The following is a 15,809-nucleotide window of genomic DNA, read 5'->3' on the forward strand; positions in this document are numbered from 1 at the left end:
TTAGCCTCAAACAATAACGGCGTATTTAATCACTAAATACGCCGTTGTTTTAACTACAATGCCAAAAGAATAGATTTTTAATCGATTTACACTATAAATTGATTAAAAAAGGCCAATGTTTCGCATAATGCTTGATTACGAATAACATCTTTTTCCATTAATATCTCATGGCGCGCATCACGAATAACTTTGATGCTGCAATACTTGTTTTGACCACAGAATCGGTGATGGCTATTATTATCGACAATGGTATCGTTACCCGCTTGTAGTAATAATACCGGAATATCTATTTTATTAACGTCTCGAATACAATGATCTGCCGCTTGAATGGCTTGCCATAACCAACGCGGGCTTGGACCACCAATGCGTAATTCAGGATGAACTTGATATAAATGTTTCGCCCAAATATAACGTAATTTACTTTGGCACAAGGCATTATTTTCAAATGGCTCTTCATGATAAGGCTTTTGCCCTAAAACATACGAAGGTTCATGCTGATAATGTTCCATAATTTTAGCTATCGATGATGCAACCAGTTTTAACGGCACTGGCATGTGAATACCAAACATCGGTGCATTTAATACTACCGCATCAAAATGACTTTTATATTTTTCTAAATAGAGCGTTGTAATTGCCCCACCCATTGAATGCGCTAATAAAAAACGTTGTTGATAGGATTTTTCTTTATCGACAATTTTAGATACAAAACCTTGTAGATCATCAACATAATCATCAAAATTATGCACATGACCTAATTCAGGATCTGACGTTAAACGACCAGATGCGCCTTGGCCTCGATGATCATAAGCATAAACATCATAACCCTGACGTGAGAATTCAAAGAAAATTTCTTGGTACTTCCAAAAGCTTTCATTACGACCATTCACAATCACAATACAGCGAGTATTTATTGGATTAGTGACACTGATCCACTGGATCTGTACGCCATCTTTACCACTGAATGCACTTTGTTTACGCTGCAACCACATACTATGAACGTCATTTTCCATTAACTGTGTAAACACCGACTCCTTGGTTGAAAATTCCACATTTACTTGGTTCATTTATTAACAACTTCTTAGTAGCGCTCCTCTCAAATACATCACAATTGACTATGATATTATTTGATCATTAAGCATATTTCATTAAATCAACATTGGTAGCATCATGTTTATAATCAGTTTTATACGGCGCATCTTTAATATTAATATGGCGACCAACAGTATTTAAAAAATACTTACCTGATTGATACCCCAAACGATAATCCATATCCAGTGATGCTAAATCACTGCCAATCATTTTTGATTTCAATGGTTTTTGAGGATGAATTTCAAAAATAGTGACATCATCTGGTGGATTACTTAAAAACTCTTGGGTTTTTCTATAGTTATCTTCATGCTCAAGCAACATTTCAATCATACCTGCTGCTTTAGAATTACCAAGTGCACGACGGATATTAGTCATCCAGCAATGGTCAAACGAGGTATCGATAGGCACTGTTCGCACAACAACAATGTGTCGATAACCACGCTCATAAGCCTCTTGTACTGGAATCGGCGCACATAAACCACCATCAACCCAAAACTCATTTTGAGAAAAAATAGGTTGTTTATTTAATACAGGTACAGCACATGATGCCTTTAAAGCTAACGACCAATTATCACTGTTTAAATTAAAATACGATGCTTGATGACTAGTAACGCCACTTGCTGATGCCAACACGGTTCGTGAGCGCATATTTTCACGCCCTTGATGCCAATCAAGTTCAAAACTGGTTTGCGTTTGTTGCATTAGCCAATCTAAATCCAATCCTTCTCGACCAAAAATAAAGCGGTAAACATCGAAAAAGTGATGATCGGTTGTCGCTTGAGTAATAACTTTATAAGCATGCTTATATTGACCACAAATATAAGAAGCTAAATTTAATGATCCCGCAGATGTGCCAACCATTAAAGAAAATGGATTAAACTCAGCTTCTAAAAATGCATCTAACACTCCCGCAGTAAAAATACCACGTTGACCGCCACCTTCGGTGACTAAAGCTATCTTTGATATATCGGTTGTATCAAAGGAAAGCCCTTCAATATTTTGTACTGCGTAAGAGATGTGTTTACCAGTCATAGCGCTTTTACTTTTTAGTTGGCATTTGTCATACAAATTGGTTCAAAGGAAAATCATTATATCGACTACTATTAAAACTATAAATTAACCAAAATAATAACTGATATTCTAAATATGAAAGACTTGACTAATAAAAAACAATTCGATTTATATAATTATTCAGTCATATAGGGTAAAAATATTTTATTTACATCAACCCGTGCTTTTAGTTTTGCTGCTAATAAATATAGCCCGCCTAATTTACGATGCAAAAAAATCGCATCCGCCGGTGGTGTGTGCCAATAGCCTTGTTTCATGCTTAACTGACTACCTGCATTACGAATGTTAGCCACCATATCTGATTGACCAAAATCATACACACCTTGATGTTTTAATGGTTCACAAGCTTGCAAACATAATCCTAATAATGACTGCTGTGCTTGAGGTTCAATCGGCTGAGAGAAAAAACCAATCTGTTTCAAAGCCGCTAACATTTGAGGCTGATCATCCATCACTGCGCCCGTCATTAACTGCCGATAACCTTCTGCAATCAGCTCGGGATAAACCCTTGTAGCACCGAAATCAAGTAGAACTAATTTTTTACTTTCAATATCATAGCGATAATTAGCAAAGTTAGGATCTGTCTGCACTAACCTAAATTTAAACACTTCTCGAAACATCAAGCTAAACGCTAATTCAATAATATGATCACGCACAGTTTGAGGTTGCTCAACTAATTTATCGATATCAACACCACCGACAAAGGTCATCGCGAGGATATGTTTCGTGGTGAGATCATCAGCAATATCAGGTAATAAATAACGATCATCAGTAGCTAATAATTGTCGATATTGTTTTACATACTGCGCTTCAAGCAAATAATCAGCTTCGGCATGTAATTGTTTTTTCGCTTCATTCAATAATTCTGAAACATCTAATGATTTTGGAATTAACCCACTGATATTTAATAACGTCGCGACATTATTTACATCACTATCAATACTTTTATTAATACCGGGATATTGAATTTTTAAAGCTAATTGACGCCCATCGAGGGTTGTTGCTTTATGCACTTGTCCAATCGATGCTGCAGCAATCGGATAAAATGAAAATTGGCTAAACTGTTGTTGCCAATCACTGCCCCATTGCTGTTCAAGTGAATGATTAAGCTGGCTAATGGGCATTGGTTTAGCATTCGCTTGTAAGCGTGACAACAATTCGGTTAATTCTGGTGGTAATAAATCGCCACCATCCATTGATAATAATTGACCGACTTTCATTGCAGCACCACGTAAATCCGCTAATTGTTCCGCAACACGTTTTACGTTAGCCGGTGTTAAAATCAAATCACTGACTTTAGGTCGATGGCCTGTCGCTAATTGTTTCGCACCTTCAGCTACAACACCAGAAGCGACGCGCGTTGCCAGTGAACCCAGTTTAGCTAAGCGTGATAATCGCCCACTAGGTACTTTTGAATACTTTGTTTTATCATTCATTTAACGACTCTTTGCTATTAACAGTCATTTAAAACACTGATTGCTGTTATTAATAATATCATAAAAATGCTCCCTGCCTCTGACACAAAATTACTATAAGCAGCCAAAAAAAAAGCCGATAATGTCGATTTAAAATAACTGACTTTATCGACCTTTCTTGTTAAGCGCCTATATTAATCATATTCAGGCTCGTTACGGTTTTTAAAATTCACCAATAAACCAAGCACTAACACTACCACTGTAACAATAAGAATCGACTGGAATACATGGTGATATTGTGTTGCTGACGCTATTAAATCTGCTGTATTCGTCGCTTGTGTACCCGTTGAGGTAAGTTCTGCAATATTTGCAGCTAAATAGTTAGCAACTGAGCCACCCATTAGCATATAAATACCTGCCACTGTACCCGTTGCACCTTGTGGATTCATACGTGTAATTGCTGATAATGCCACGGGATCGATAAATAGCTCTGCAATACCAATTAAGAACAAGCCAATAAATAACCATAAAAAGGTTGTATGACCGCTTACCATTGCAAGCTTAGACGATAGAGTAATCAAACTAAAACCTGCGGTTAGCAAAAATAAACCCATATTAAGTTTAGTCAGTGTACGCACTGATATCTGACGTGATGCCAACACTTTCCATAGCCATGCAACAGCACCACCACCAACAATAACCGCAATAGGGTTTACTGATTGGAAAAATGCTGTCGGAATGTGGAACCCAAAGATATCAGTATCTATATTACGTTCGATAAACAGACTGATTGAGCTACCACCCTGCTGATCAAACGCCCAAAACACCATTCCAAATAGCATAAAATAGATGATAGCATTTAATTTTTTACGATCTTCGGTATTACTCTTACGGTATAGACGTAACATTTGTAGTGCTGAAAAAGCCAAAATAACCGCTAGAATATAGCCAGCCAGTAAATCTTGTAGCACAAACACTAATCCAATAGCACACACTATCACGCCAAGAATAATCAACTGCCAGTGACTGAAACCTGCCGTTTTCTTGCGTAATGCTGGTATATTTGCTTTTTGAACATGAGCAAAGTGCTTACGACCAGTACTAAAGATAATTAAACCAATCAGCATACCGATACCAGCTAACGCAAAACCGACGTTCCAGCCCCAACGGCTTGCAGCATAGCCACAAAAGATTGGTGCTAGTGCTGAGCCGACATTACCGCCAATATAAGAAATCGAAAAGCCTGATTCACGTGCATCTTCATGATCTTTATATAACTCACCCAATAAACAGCTTGAGTTAGTTTTAAAGAAACCATAACCACAGATAATCAATGCCAATGCCGTATATAACACGGTATTGTCATGACTAGGAATACTCAATACCGCATGCCCTGCCACCATTAAAGAGCCACCAATGATCACTGACCAATAGTTACCTAAGTAACGGTCAGCTAAATAGCCGCCTAAGATCGGTGTAACATAAACCAACGATGTATAAGCACCGTATAAAGCATATGCATGGTCGTCAGACATTAAAAGTTTTTGCGTTAAAAAGAGAATTAATAACGACCGCATGCCGTAATAACTGAAGAATTCCCACATCTGAATAGCAATGAGGTGAAAAAGCCCTTTAGGCTGAGAGGATAATTGCATATTGTTTCCTAGGTAAAGGGGCCATAAAGGCTAACGGTAATAATTGTTATTTAATTTGAAATACCGCTGGTATTTAATACTGAAAATACACTGAACATTAATAAGCTCAAGCTTAATCTTGCTCCATATTTAGTATCTTAATTTTCACACTAATAAAGAGGACTTTATTAAATAAGAAAAATGACGTCAGACTATATACCATATAGCGATAGTTTCCAATTTTAGTTACATAACCTCATTATTGACACATAACCATTCAAATTTAGCTTAAATATCGCATAACAATTCACTAAAAAGATAAATAAAAAAACCGCTAAGCTGTGTGTTGAATAATCAACCACCACTTAACGGCTCTTCATTTATTTGTTAAATACCAAACAAATAATCAACAAATACCAAACAATTATATTGTTAAATCTAACTCATTATGTATAAGTACAATACATTGAGAAGCGAATAACATTTTAGGCCCTAAACTGATCTTTTCTGCACCTAAGCGTTTTAAGCTATTAAAACTTTTCTTTGGCATTGGCATATGATCGGTTAATAAAAAACAAGGATTAGCAGCTAACTCAATATCTCGAATGAAGTCGCCTTTTTTATCAAGCATATATAACTGATAATCTTCTGCTAATTCACCCACTAGCTTTTCAAAACTGATCGTACGCACGCTAATACCAGGTTCAACATTACGTAATTGTTCTTTATTCATACCAATAGATTTATCTAACGCATGCGCTATTTTATCTAACCAAGCTTGCTCATGAAATCCAGATAGATTACTTATATCATTTGAGCTAAAACTAATAGTACGAGAGAAGTCTTGTGTACTTTCAAGAACTAAATGCACCATAATATCTTCACGATGCGATTGCGCCACAAAAATAGCATTCATTAAAACGTGGGCTAAAATCTCAGTGTGAGCATCTTGTCCAACTGATGCGATTAGTAATTTACTATCAGTTGGGGCAGAACGAGCTCGTAATACGAAAGCGCGCATAATCAATATCCTAGACGTTTGAATTTTTCTCGTTAATGTTTCACAGCAGAAAATTAACGATAGATGGTTGTTATTATCCTAGGTTTTAGCGTCGATGTAACCTTAAATGATAAAATCAGCAAAAGAATACTGATTAGTCACTATTATTAATAGATATTAGGAGGATATTATGAAATTAATCTTATTCTATGACAGTAGCTGTCCATTATGTGTCGCTGAAATGCGTCAACTACAAACCCACAATAATCATCAACAATTACTGTTTGAAGATATTCTTGCGCCAGATTTTAATCAACGCTTCCCTTATATAAATATTCGTGATGCTTCTGCTGTATTACACGGCTTATATTTCCCAAACCCTCAACAATCACCACAGTTATTACTTGGATTGGATGTCACTTATCGTGCTTGGAATTCAATTGGAAAGAAAAAATGGTTAGCGATACTGCGCTGGCCTATCATTAGGTTTTTCGCCGATAAATGTTATTTGTTTTTTGCTCGAAATCGCTACAAAATTTCCTATCTATTTACAGGAAAATCACGCTGTGAAAACTGCAAAATTGATTAACGTCGTTGCCGCCGGCAACGCTCAGAGCAATATTTGACATCGTTCCAACATCGTTGCCATTTTTTTCGCCATGAAAAAGGACGTTGGCACACTACGCAAATTTTTTGTGGTAACGCTGATTTTTTCATAAACACCACTTCGTAAGCTCTCTACAATAAAGATCCTACTGAACTCCTCCTTCATAATTAGCTTAGTAATTATCGTGTGAATAGCGATAAATTAGACAAGATTAATTATAGTGATAAAGCAAAGGCATTGGTGAGTTTGTCGATGTAATTCGAATCACTGTAATAATAACGACACAGCTTATATTGGTTGTTTGCACCTACGTTATATATAAATAAAAAACGGGCGAGTTACTGAGTAACTCACCCGTTATAATTTTTTGATTACGCTACGATTAACGTAGGATCATTTGCTCACGCTCAGGACCTACAGATACCATTTTAACAGGCACACCCATTAGTTCTTCAATGCGAAGTACATATTGTTGTGCTCCCTCTGGTAACTCTTCAAACTTACGGCAACCAGTAATATCTTCATCCCAACCCATCATTTGCTCGTAAACTGCTGTTAGTGATGCAGTTTGAGGCCAAATTGGGTTTTCGGTGTGATCACCGTTGTAAGCAACACAAATTTTAAGATCTTTCATGCCACTTAGGCAGTCAATCTTAGTTAATGCGATTTCTGTTGCTGCTTGTAATTCAATACCGTTACGTGTTGCAACTGCATCAAAGTAACCCATATCACGTGGACGACCCGTTGTTGCACCGAACTCTTTTGCATCTTCACGGAATTGGTCTTGATCTTCCATTGCGGTGATCAGAGTACCTGTACCTACTGAAGAGCTAAATGATTTAGCAACAGCGATAACACGCTCAGGGTGAAGTGCAGGTAAACCACTACCGATACCAGCATAAGCTGCAGTCACGTTAGATGATGTTGTCCATGGGTACTCACCGTAAACTAAGTCACGACCTGCACCTAACTGCGCTTCAAACAATAATGTTTTATCTTCTTTTTGTAGCGCTTTTAGTGGCTCTGTAACGTTACAAATGCTGTCACGCCAAGGTTGAGACACTTCAAGCAACCACTCTGTCATTTCTTCAGCTGTTTGCGTAAACTCCATTGATGGGTATAACGCTTTAAGCTGTGGCAATTTCCAATCCATCATGAATTGAATACGCTCACGAAGTACTTCAGGTTGTTTTAGCCAACCAACAAGAATACCTTTCTTCATTACACGGTCACCGTACGCAGGTGCAATACCTTGACGTGTTGAACCGTATGCACCAGCACCTAGACGTTCTTCTTCTAGTGTATCTTCTAGTGCGTGTAAAGGCAGACATAGTGTTGCACGATCTGAGATGCAAAGTTTAACTTCAACACCTGATGTCGCTACTTCTGCAATTTCTAGGCTTAGTTTTTCTGGGCTGATAACCATACCAGGGCCTAAAACAGCGATACAATCAGGGTTAAATACGCCGCTTGGTAATTGGTGCAGTTTAAATGTACCAAAATCGTTAACAACAGTGTGACCTGCGTTATTACCACCTTGGAAACGAATACTCGCTGAAGCTTGGTCTGCTAAATAATCAACAATACGACCTTTACCTTCATCACCCCAGTTTGCACCAACAACAACAATAGACGACATAATTTACACTCCTCAAAAGCAAGACCCTTATCCTATGATCAATGACGCAATAAAAATAATTAATAATCGTTATTAACTTGATAAGAATCTCTTATGTGGCGTACATTAGTCATTATGTTTTTCAGGTAACAGTACTATCAATAATAGTGTCTGTAACAAAATAAGAAGGTAAACATGATAGATTTGCATTGGCTTAATACATTCGTTGCCCTTTCTAAGCACCAACATTTTGGAAAAACAGCCACAGCACTGCATATGACACAACCAAATGTCAGTCTTCACATTAAACAACTTGAGCAAACCACACGAGTAAAGTTAATTGAAAGGAATCCATTTCGGTTAACCCAAGCCGGTGCAAGACTACTTAAAAGTGCTGAAAACACATTAATGGAATTACAAGTTTGCCAAGCAGATCTTAATGCGATTAATGAGCTTAACCAAGGCACACTTACCATTGCAGCCAGCGATATTATTTCACGCTTATTGCTAATTAGCCCCTTTCAAGCGTTCAAAAAAGAATATCCAGGCATTGATTTATCGCTGTTTAATACTACCTCATCACAAGCAACAGAGCTGGTAAAAAGTGCTAAAGCTGATTTAGGGTTTGTTATCGCTCAAAAAGAAAGTCAACCATTGCATTTCATGGAGTTACGACAAGTTAAATGGTGTGCATTAGGGAATGGCTTACAACGTTGGCAGCAATTATCTCAAGATCCTAATGCGATTATTGAACCTCAACCGCTTGCGGCAGAAGAGCCAACATTAATTTTATTAGGTCATGATACACGCACCCGCGAACTGATTGATTTAGCCTTACCAAGTTTACAATTAGCGAAATATCATGTGATGGAAGTGGGCAGTGTTGATGCGCAAATAGATTGGGCTGAGGCTGGGTTTGGTGTCGCTATTGTGCCAAGTTTTTCATTGCATTCAAAGTTACATCTACAAACCACGATCACGCCATTACCGCATTTTCCTACCACCAGTCTTGGTTATATAGTGCGTCAAAATCAGGTGCTATCGCGGGCAATAAAACAACTATTGCGCTGGGTTGATGATGAAATCCAACGCTCACAATAAAATCAGTTAATGCTCAAAAAACTATCACTGTGAACTACAAGATAAAAAAATGCCCTCGCATTGCTATACGGAAGTAAACAAATGTCAGGGCATTTTCTCAGAAATTAATTATCATTGTTTTGGGTAAGGGTATAAGCATCAGCCAAATCGCCTGTGATCCGTTGACCTTTTTGATCTAATCGGAAAATACGATGTTCGCCAACGAAATACTTCACTGACTGGCTACCTGTAAGGTTTAACGTGATGGTGTCACCACGATCATTCCACTTAAACTTACCTTTATTGATAAATGGCTTGGTGTCTTTACCTTGATAGGTTTCATTTAAAACGTAACTGCCATCTTTATTTAAGGTTAAGCTCGTTTCAATGCCAGCACAGTCACCGCAAGGCTGAATACCGGTATATTCACCCATCCAAGTTAAGGAATTTTGTGCATTATGGGTATCTGCTTGTTGTGCAGTCGCGTCATTTGCACCATTTTTTGCTTGATCACATCCAGCGAGCGCCAACACGATCATAGCAGCGAATAAACATTTTTTTTTCACCGTAAACTCCTTGTGAAAAAAAGAACAACCGAGCATGAATAATGCTCGGCATCTTAATGTTAGTATCAATAGTTTTATTATTGATTACTTTGTTAAATCAGCTACTTTTTTTTCTGCAGAATCAACTGATTTATTTACCATATCAGCTGCGTTATCAGCGGCGGCTTTAGTTTTATCAACCGTTGCATCTTTTACTTCTGTTGCAGTATCTACAGCATCAGTTGTTGCATTTTTAACCGCATCTTTGGTTTCTTTTGCTGCATCTTTAGAGGCATCAACAACACCCGCAGTTGCATTTTCAGCACTATTTTTTAGCTCAGAAGCTTTATTTTCAACAGCATTTTCCGAATCTGAAACAGCTTGCTTAGAATCTTCAACGGCTGCTGCTGTGGTATCTGCAACACTGTTTTTAACTTCAGTTGCTTTATCCATAGCTTTGTCTGCTGTGTCTTTAACAGCATTTGCTGAATCATCAACGGCTTTTTTAGTTGAGTCTAGCGCTGAATCTGTTGTTGTTACGGCATTATCTTTTACTTGGGTTGCTGTTGCTTTTACTGAAGCCGTAGATTCTTTTGCTGAATCATGGCTTGCTTGATCACAACCAACAAGGACTAAACCAGCGATCGCTATAGCAATAATACTCTTCTTCATATCAACTCCTGTAAAAATCTTAATAAAATATAACCTTAACAGTATCCACTATTAGCATGAAAAATTTATCTCGTTAACGTCATGTCAAAGTCAATAATAGGTCATTTTTTTTCATTATGTGGTATTAAATCTGTTTTATTTATGCAAAAAATGTTTTTCTCTTGCAATATAAAATGCTTTAACGTGATATAAAACTGAGTGCTAAACTTAATAACTAATAAGAGGGTAAATATGAAAAATCACACGAAATAAACTCATAGGCATCATCGCCAAATAGCATACATGTTTTTTGTACAAATACGACTTGAGATCCAATTGGACAATATAAACCATCTTTTATATCAATATTGATCATTGTATTTGTTTGATCAGACATAACCTGTAAATAAAACTTACCTTCATATAAAAAAGAATCAGAGTTAATATTTACTACTCTTCCGACTACTGCTTCGGTTTTATAGGTTCGTCCTGCAACAATAATTAACAAAACAGTAAGTATTAGCAAAGAAGCGCCTAAGGTTAAACCTACCTTCTGTGAAAACCGCATATGAACCTCACTTACAGCAAACAAACAGCGCTAGATGTTAACAATAATCTCACAACCATATTACAGTGATACATTTGTCATTTACAAGTAAAATTATTATTCTTTCCTAAGAAGTATATTTTTGTCACCAACAACATCACCACACTAACTGCTATTAATTATGTTGAGCAAACATAGTCTTAAGCTCTTGATACATCCAACGCAGAACGGGGCCATTACCTTGATCGCGGCGCTTAACTAATCCCATATCAATCCACGGTGAGGTGGGAATGTTTTCGATGGATAACCTTACGACCCCATCTTTAAAGATTGAATAATTAAATACATGGTCAGGCACAAACGCCCAACCCATGTTTCTCAGCACAAACGCAGTAATTGAATAATAACTATCAATGTGCCAATAGTTCGCAGACAGCGCATCAGTGTGGTAATAACCCATACGATCACAAATCAATAGTTGTCGATATTGGCTAAGTTGCTGCATCGTCGGGGCTGATATTTTTGCTAATGGATGATTTTTAGCAACAATAAGTGAAGAATTAAACTCACAAATAGGCGTAAATTCTAAACTACTCGGTAGAGTTTTACTAAAAAACAGAATCCCAAGATCGGCCGTTAGATCATCAACTTGGCTTGCAATATCATCTTTTGAACCACTGATAATCGTTAGCTTTAACAGTGGAAAAGTCGTCGCTACCCGCTCAAAAAATTCTTCAAATACTGTGGTTGGGGTCGCTTCATCCATTGCAATTGTCAGTGATACTTCTTCGCCTTTAGTTAAGGTCAATGCTCGGGATTGCAATCGATCACATTGGGCTAAAACAACTTTCGCTTCTTCATACATTTGCTCTCCTGCCAACGTCAGCACCGGTAAACGGGCACTACGATCAAACAGATCAAATCCTAAATCTGCTTCAAGATTACTGATTGCTGTACTTATTCGTGATTGTGCCTTACCTATTCGGCGTGCCGCACCTGAAAAAGACCCTTGTTCTACTGAAATAACAAAGGCATTGAGCTGATCTAATGTCCAATCCATCATGGTTAAAACCATCCGAAAATAAGATAGATATTATCTTTGAACAATCCAATAAACAAGGATAATACCGCTACCAATATCGACCATCAGATTGAAATTTATTATGTCATTAACTCACTCACCACCACCAAAACTGACTATTAGCCAAAATTTTTGGCGTTATGCAATTCCATCAATTGCAGCAATGCTAGTAACTGGACTCTATCAAATAGTGGATGGTATTTTTGTTGGCCACTATGTCGGCTATCAAGGATTAGCAGCGATTAATATGGCGTGGCCAATTACCTATTTGTTATCAGGCTTAGGTTTAATGATCGGTATTGGTGGCGGCACACTGATCTCTATTGCGCGTGGCGAAAAAAATGCACAACATGCACAACGCACGTTAGATCATGCGGTGCTATTAATTGTCACTGTCAGTGTGATTGCATTGGTATTTTTTGCTCTCTTTGGTGAGACATTATTAACGATTCAAGGTGCAAACCACACTATAAAAGCATTCGCACTGCAATATGTACAAAGTTTTGGCTGGGCAGCATTTATTACTATCTTTGCTGGTGCGATTCCTATGCTTATTCGTAATGATAACAGCCCTAAGATAGCCACTGGGTTATTGATAGCAGGTGCTTTAACTAATATTGTGCTTGATTATATCTTCATTGGTCTTTTTCAATGGCAATTACAAGGGGCAGCAGTTGCAACCATTATTGCTCAAGCTGTAACAGTTACTGGCGGTATCATCTATTTTTATTCATCTCGTTCGCCATTAACGATGCACTTAACCATTACAAATATTCAATTAAGCCATTGCTGGAAAATAATGAGTTTGGGCTCATCGGTACTGATCATGTACCTCTATACAAGTTTTGTGGTTGCTTTGCATAATTATCAATTTATTCAATATGGCACAGAATTGACCGTCAGTGCCTTTGCAATTGTTGGCTATATGATGACGTTATATTATTTAGTGGCTGAAGGGATCGCAGAAGGTATGCAGCCACCAGTGAGTTATTACTATGGCGCTAAACAACCACAGAATATCAGTAAAACAACCTATTTAGCGATTAAAGTGACTATTATTGCGGGTATTTCATGGTTCGCATTATTGTATAGTTTTCCACAAACATTAATTGGGCTATTTAATAGCGCCAATACTGCGCTTACTTCGACAGCCGTTAATGGTATTAAATTACACCTATTTGCAATGTTCTTAGACGGTCTTATTGTATTGGCTACGGTATACTTTATGTCAGTTGATAAAGCTGGTAAAGCGTTAACAATTTCAGTCAGTAACATGTTAATACAATTACCATTTTTGTACTTCTTGCCCCAATGGCTCGGTGTTAATGGCGTCTGGTTATCAATGCCGTTATCTACCATCTTATTGAACCTATTTGTATTACCGATGGTATGGCATGACTTACAACAGCGAAACAAAGTCACGCCATCAATGCCACCAGCCACCATCTAGCGTATTCGCTTGCCCTACAACCAATACAGCGGATAAGAATGTCTTATCCGCTGTAATATTGTCAGTCTACAGCTTAAGTTGGGCTGTAATCCATGTTGCAATATCTTTAATTTGTGGCAAGCACACATGATGTTCCATCGAATACATACGCCATTGAGGATGATATCCTGCCGCAATTAAATCATTGCGCGCCATTTCCCCAAGTTTAGGCACCACTACTGGATCATAGCTACCATGCATGATCTCAATATCAATATTACGGTTAGCCTCGCTATATTGAATCACATTGGCGGTTGGAAAATAGGTTGATAATGCCAGTAACCCTGCCAATGGTTTTGAATAACACAATGCCGCATGATAAACCACAGCGCCACCTTGAGAAAATCCCGCCAAAATAATCCGATCTGATGCGATACCACGACTGATTTCACGTTCAATAAGATCAATAACACGTTGAGCAGAATGCATCAATTGATCGACATTAAGCTTACGTGCCACATCTAATGAAATAATATCATACCAAGCTGGCATCACTGCGCCACCATTGATAGTCACAGGAATAGACGCAGCATGAGGAAAAATAAATCGCACCGGCATATCACTAGGCAACTGTAATTGTGGCAGTATTGCTTCAAAGTCATGGCCATTAGAGCCTAAGCCATGGAGCCAGATAACAGTCGCCGTTGCGCTCACTGTTGGCTCTACTTCAACACAAGGTAAATAGGTTATATTCATATTTTTATCCTTTATAAACCTTACTCACTATATCGCTGATTTTATTGCCCGTGCAAGTCGAGAAGGGGCTAATGTGGGATTCGAATCGGCTTGATTAAAAAATTCACTCACCACATCAACAATGGCAGATTGCACATCAGCTGTTGTTGCTAAGTTTTGCGAAAAACTGGGTACTAAATCTCCCGATAATGAGGCTTGTTTAAACGCTTTCATCGAATCTAATGCACATTGATCAAATGCTGACATATCCATGTCTAATCGAACCGGAATCGAGCCTTTATTTAAATTAAAAACTCGCTGAAAAGATGGCATCAATAATGTTTTTGCCAAATCATACTGCGCAATATTATCAGCCTCAGTCCCCTTTAATTTAAAAAAAGCCAGACTATCAATATTAAATGTAAATTGATGCTGAGTACCAGGTGCAGGCACACATAAATAATCTTTACCCGGTTGTTGACCTGCCTGAGCAAATTCTCCTTTCGCCCAATCTCCCATAAACTGCATTGCAGCTTGACCATCAATGACCATTTCAGTGGCAGCATTCCAATGCCGTCCTTCAGCTTGAGGATCAATATAAGCCTTCATGTGTTTAAATTGACGAAAAACATCAACCATTTTGTCACTGTTGATCACCGTCATATCAAGATCAACAAACGCTTTACGGTAATCAGCAGAACCTAATACAGCCAGCGCAATACTTTCAAATAAGGTTGCATCTTGCCAAGGCTGCCCACCATGGGCCAATACAACAAACCCCGCGGCTTTGATTTTATCTGCCGCAATAAAAAATTCAGCTAACGTTGTTGGTACTTTGACCCCCACCGCTTTTAACACTTTCGGATTGACCCATAACCAGTTAACCCGATGTACGTTAATCGGTACTGCAACGTAATGGCCATTATATTTCATGATATTCGCCACTACGGGAGACAATACGTTATCCCAATGTTCTTGTTGAGCGACGTTATCGAGTGAGGTTAAAAATCCAAGTCGCCCCCACTCTTGAATATCATGGCCTTTAAGCTGCGCAGCAGTCGGAGGATTGCCCGAAACAGCACGCATTTTTAACACTGTCATTGCACTTTCACCACCACCACCAGCGACAGCAAAATCTTTCCAACTATGGCCTTGTTGTTCCATCATATGTTTAAGGATTTTAACTGACCTTGCTTCACCACTTGATGTCCACCAATGAAGCACTTCAACTTGACCTGCAGCTATTGCCGATGTCATTGGTAACCAGCCTAAAACTGCTGACAATAGAAAATATTTTAATTTCATAG

The 15,809-nt window shown here is 38.1% G+C and carries 16 protein-coding genes; 3 read left to right on the top strand and 13 right to left on the bottom strand.

What is annotated here, in order from left to right; genetic code table 11:
- Positions 1-86: 86 nt before the first annotated feature.
- The 5 genes from PAND9192_RS08930 to trmY all read right to left on the bottom strand — a co-directional run bounded on the left by PAND9192_RS08930 (position 87) and on the right by trmY (position 6,230).
- On the bottom strand, positions 87-1,064 hold the full coding sequence (locus PAND9192_RS08930; RefSeq protein ID WP_306341506.1) for an alpha/beta fold hydrolase: 978 nt from the start codon (positions 1,062-1,064) through the stop codon (positions 87-89).
- A 67-nt stretch (positions 1,065-1,131) separates the two neighbouring features.
- Entirely contained in the window at positions 1,132-2,121 is a 990-nt protein-coding gene (locus PAND9192_RS08935; protein ID WP_087853474.1) for a patatin-like phospholipase family protein, read from the bottom strand.
- Positions 2,122-2,276: 155 nt separating this feature from the next.
- Positions 2,277-3,596: an ABC1 kinase family protein gene (locus tag PAND9192_RS08940; protein WP_087853475.1), complete on the bottom strand. Its 1,320-nt coding sequence runs from the start codon at positions 3,594-3,596 to the stop codon at positions 2,277-2,279.
- 173 nt (positions 3,597-3,769) lie between these two features.
- Positions 3,770-5,230, bottom strand: coding sequence for a peptide MFS transporter (locus PAND9192_RS08945; protein WP_087853476.1), 1,461 nt, complete (start codon positions 5,228-5,230; stop codon positions 3,770-3,772).
- A 403-nt stretch (positions 5,231-5,633) separates the two neighbouring features.
- Positions 5,634-6,230 carry a tRNA (pseudouridine(54)-N(1))-methyltransferase TrmY gene (gene trmY, locus PAND9192_RS08950; RefSeq protein WP_087853477.1) on the bottom strand — a complete coding sequence of 199 codons (597 nt, stop codon included), beginning with the start codon at positions 6,228-6,230 and terminating at the stop codon, positions 5,634-5,636.
- A gap of 169 nt (positions 6,231-6,399) precedes the next feature.
- Here trmY and PAND9192_RS08955 point away from each other — a divergent pair, with 169 nt between their 5' ends.
- Positions 6,400-6,798: a thiol-disulfide oxidoreductase DCC family protein gene (locus tag PAND9192_RS08955; RefSeq protein ID WP_087853478.1), complete on the top strand. Its 399-nt coding sequence runs from the start codon at positions 6,400-6,402 to the stop codon at positions 6,796-6,798.
- On the opposite strand, the gene PAND9192_RS08960 is transcribed toward PAND9192_RS08955, so the two are convergent.
- Positions 6,795-6,926, bottom strand: coding sequence for a DUF2256 domain-containing protein (locus PAND9192_RS08960; RefSeq protein ID WP_082732203.1), 132 nt, complete (start codon positions 6,924-6,926; stop codon positions 6,795-6,797). The genes PAND9192_RS08955 and PAND9192_RS08960 overlap by 4 nt on opposite strands.
- A 272-nt stretch (positions 6,927-7,198) precedes the next feature.
- Positions 7,199-8,455, bottom strand: a complete 1,257-nt coding sequence (locus PAND9192_RS08965) for an adenylosuccinate synthase (RefSeq protein ID WP_087853479.1) — start codon at positions 8,453-8,455, stop codon at positions 7,199-7,201.
- A gap of 174 nt (positions 8,456-8,629) precedes the next feature.
- Here PAND9192_RS08965 and PAND9192_RS08970 point away from each other — a divergent pair, with 174 nt between their 5' ends.
- Positions 8,630-9,535, top strand: a complete 906-nt coding sequence (locus PAND9192_RS08970; RefSeq protein ID WP_087853480.1) for a LysR family transcriptional regulator — start codon at positions 8,630-8,632, stop codon at positions 9,533-9,535.
- Positions 9,536-9,639: 104 nt separating this feature from the next.
- Here PAND9192_RS08970 and PAND9192_RS08975 read toward each other — a convergent pair whose 3' ends face one another.
- The 4 genes from PAND9192_RS08975 to PAND9192_RS08990 all read right to left on the bottom strand — a co-directional run bounded on the left by PAND9192_RS08975 (position 9,640) and on the right by PAND9192_RS08990 (position 12,317).
- Positions 9,640-10,080: a copper resistance protein NlpE gene (locus PAND9192_RS08975; protein ID WP_087853481.1), complete on the bottom strand. Its 441-nt coding sequence runs from the start codon at positions 10,078-10,080 to the stop codon at positions 9,640-9,642.
- An 84-nt stretch (positions 10,081-10,164) separates the two neighbouring features.
- A complete protein-coding gene (locus tag PAND9192_RS08980) occupies positions 10,165-10,731 on the bottom strand; it encodes a hypothetical protein (RefSeq protein ID WP_087853482.1) in 567 nt (188 codons plus the stop codon).
- Between the two features lie 214 nt (positions 10,732-10,945).
- The gene (locus PAND9192_RS08985; RefSeq protein WP_087853483.1) at positions 10,946-11,278 is read right to left on the bottom strand and encodes a hypothetical protein; all 333 of its coding nucleotides are present in this window, start codon (positions 11,276-11,278) and stop codon (positions 10,946-10,948) included.
- Positions 11,279-11,432: 154 nt separating this feature from the next.
- The gene (locus tag PAND9192_RS08990) at positions 11,433-12,317 is read right to left on the bottom strand and encodes a LysR family transcriptional regulator (RefSeq protein ID WP_087853551.1); all 885 of its coding nucleotides are present in this window, start codon (positions 12,315-12,317) and stop codon (positions 11,433-11,435) included.
- A 103-nt stretch (positions 12,318-12,420) separates the two neighbouring features.
- Between PAND9192_RS08990 and PAND9192_RS08995 the strand changes: the two genes are divergently transcribed.
- Positions 12,421-13,788 (top strand): MATE family efflux transporter, encoded by a 1,368-nt coding sequence (locus PAND9192_RS08995; protein ID WP_087853484.1) that lies wholly within the window; start codon positions 12,421-12,423, stop codon positions 13,786-13,788.
- Between the two features lie 66 nt (positions 13,789-13,854).
- Here PAND9192_RS08995 and PAND9192_RS09000 read toward each other — a convergent pair whose 3' ends face one another.
- Complete coding sequence (locus tag PAND9192_RS09000; protein ID WP_087853552.1) at positions 13,855-14,517, bottom strand: alpha/beta hydrolase; 663 nt, start codon at positions 14,515-14,517, stop codon at positions 13,855-13,857.
- Positions 14,518-14,550: 33 nt separating this feature from the next.
- A complete protein-coding gene (locus tag PAND9192_RS09005; protein ID WP_087853485.1) occupies positions 14,551-15,807 on the bottom strand; it encodes an ABC transporter substrate-binding protein in 1,257 nt (418 codons plus the stop codon).
- Positions 15,808-15,809: the final 2 nt, after the last annotated feature.

Origin of the sequence: Photobacterium andalusiense, assembly GCF_900185625.1 — a bacterium.
In the GTDB taxonomy this organism is placed as follows: Bacteria; Pseudomonadota; Gammaproteobacteria; order Enterobacterales; family Vibrionaceae; genus Photobacterium; species Photobacterium aquimaris.

Excerpts from the sequence above, each read along its gene's own strand:
- PAND9192_RS08930 (WP_306341506.1), bottom strand. The coding sequence starts at position 1,064 with ATGAACCAAGTAAATGTGGAATTTTCAACCAAGGAGTCGGTGTTTACA.
- PAND9192_RS08935 (WP_087853474.1), bottom strand. The coding sequence starts at position 2,121 with ATGACTGGTAAACACATCTCTTACGCAGTACAAAATATTGAAGGGCTT.
- PAND9192_RS08940 (WP_087853475.1), bottom strand. The coding sequence starts at position 3,596 with ATGAATGATAAAACAAAGTATTCAAAAGTACCTAGTGGGCGATTATCA.
- PAND9192_RS08945 (WP_087853476.1), bottom strand. The coding sequence starts at position 5,230 with ATGCAATTATCCTCTCAGCCTAAAGGGCTTTTTCACCTCATTGCTATT.
- trmY (WP_087853477.1), bottom strand. The coding sequence starts at position 6,230 with ATGCGCGCTTTCGTATTACGAGCTCGTTCTGCCCCAACTGATAGTAAA.
- PAND9192_RS08955 (WP_087853478.1), top strand. The coding sequence starts at position 6,400 with ATGAAATTAATCTTATTCTATGACAGTAGCTGTCCATTATGTGTCGCT.
- PAND9192_RS08960 (WP_082732203.1), bottom strand. The coding sequence starts at position 6,926 with ATGAAAAAATCAGCGTTACCACAAAAAATTTGCGTAGTGTGCCAACGT.
- PAND9192_RS08965 (WP_087853479.1), bottom strand. The coding sequence starts at position 8,455 with ATGTCGTCTATTGTTGTTGTTGGTGCAAACTGGGGTGATGAAGGTAAA.
- PAND9192_RS08970 (WP_087853480.1), top strand. The coding sequence starts at position 8,630 with ATGATAGATTTGCATTGGCTTAATACATTCGTTGCCCTTTCTAAGCAC.
- PAND9192_RS08980 (WP_087853482.1), bottom strand. The coding sequence starts at position 10,731 with ATGAAGAAGAGTATTATTGCTATAGCGATCGCTGGTTTAGTCCTTGTT.
- PAND9192_RS08985 (WP_087853483.1), bottom strand. The coding sequence starts at position 11,278 with ATGCGGTTTTCACAGAAGGTAGGTTTAACCTTAGGCGCTTCTTTGCTA.
- PAND9192_RS08990 (WP_087853551.1), bottom strand. The coding sequence starts at position 12,317 with ATGGATTGGACATTAGATCAGCTCAATGCCTTTGTTATTTCAGTAGAA.
- PAND9192_RS08995 (WP_087853484.1), top strand. The coding sequence starts at position 12,421 with ATGTCATTAACTCACTCACCACCACCAAAACTGACTATTAGCCAAAAT.
- PAND9192_RS09005 (WP_087853485.1), bottom strand. The coding sequence starts at position 15,807 with ATGAAATTAAAATATTTTCTATTGTCAGCAGTTTTAGGCTGGTTACCA.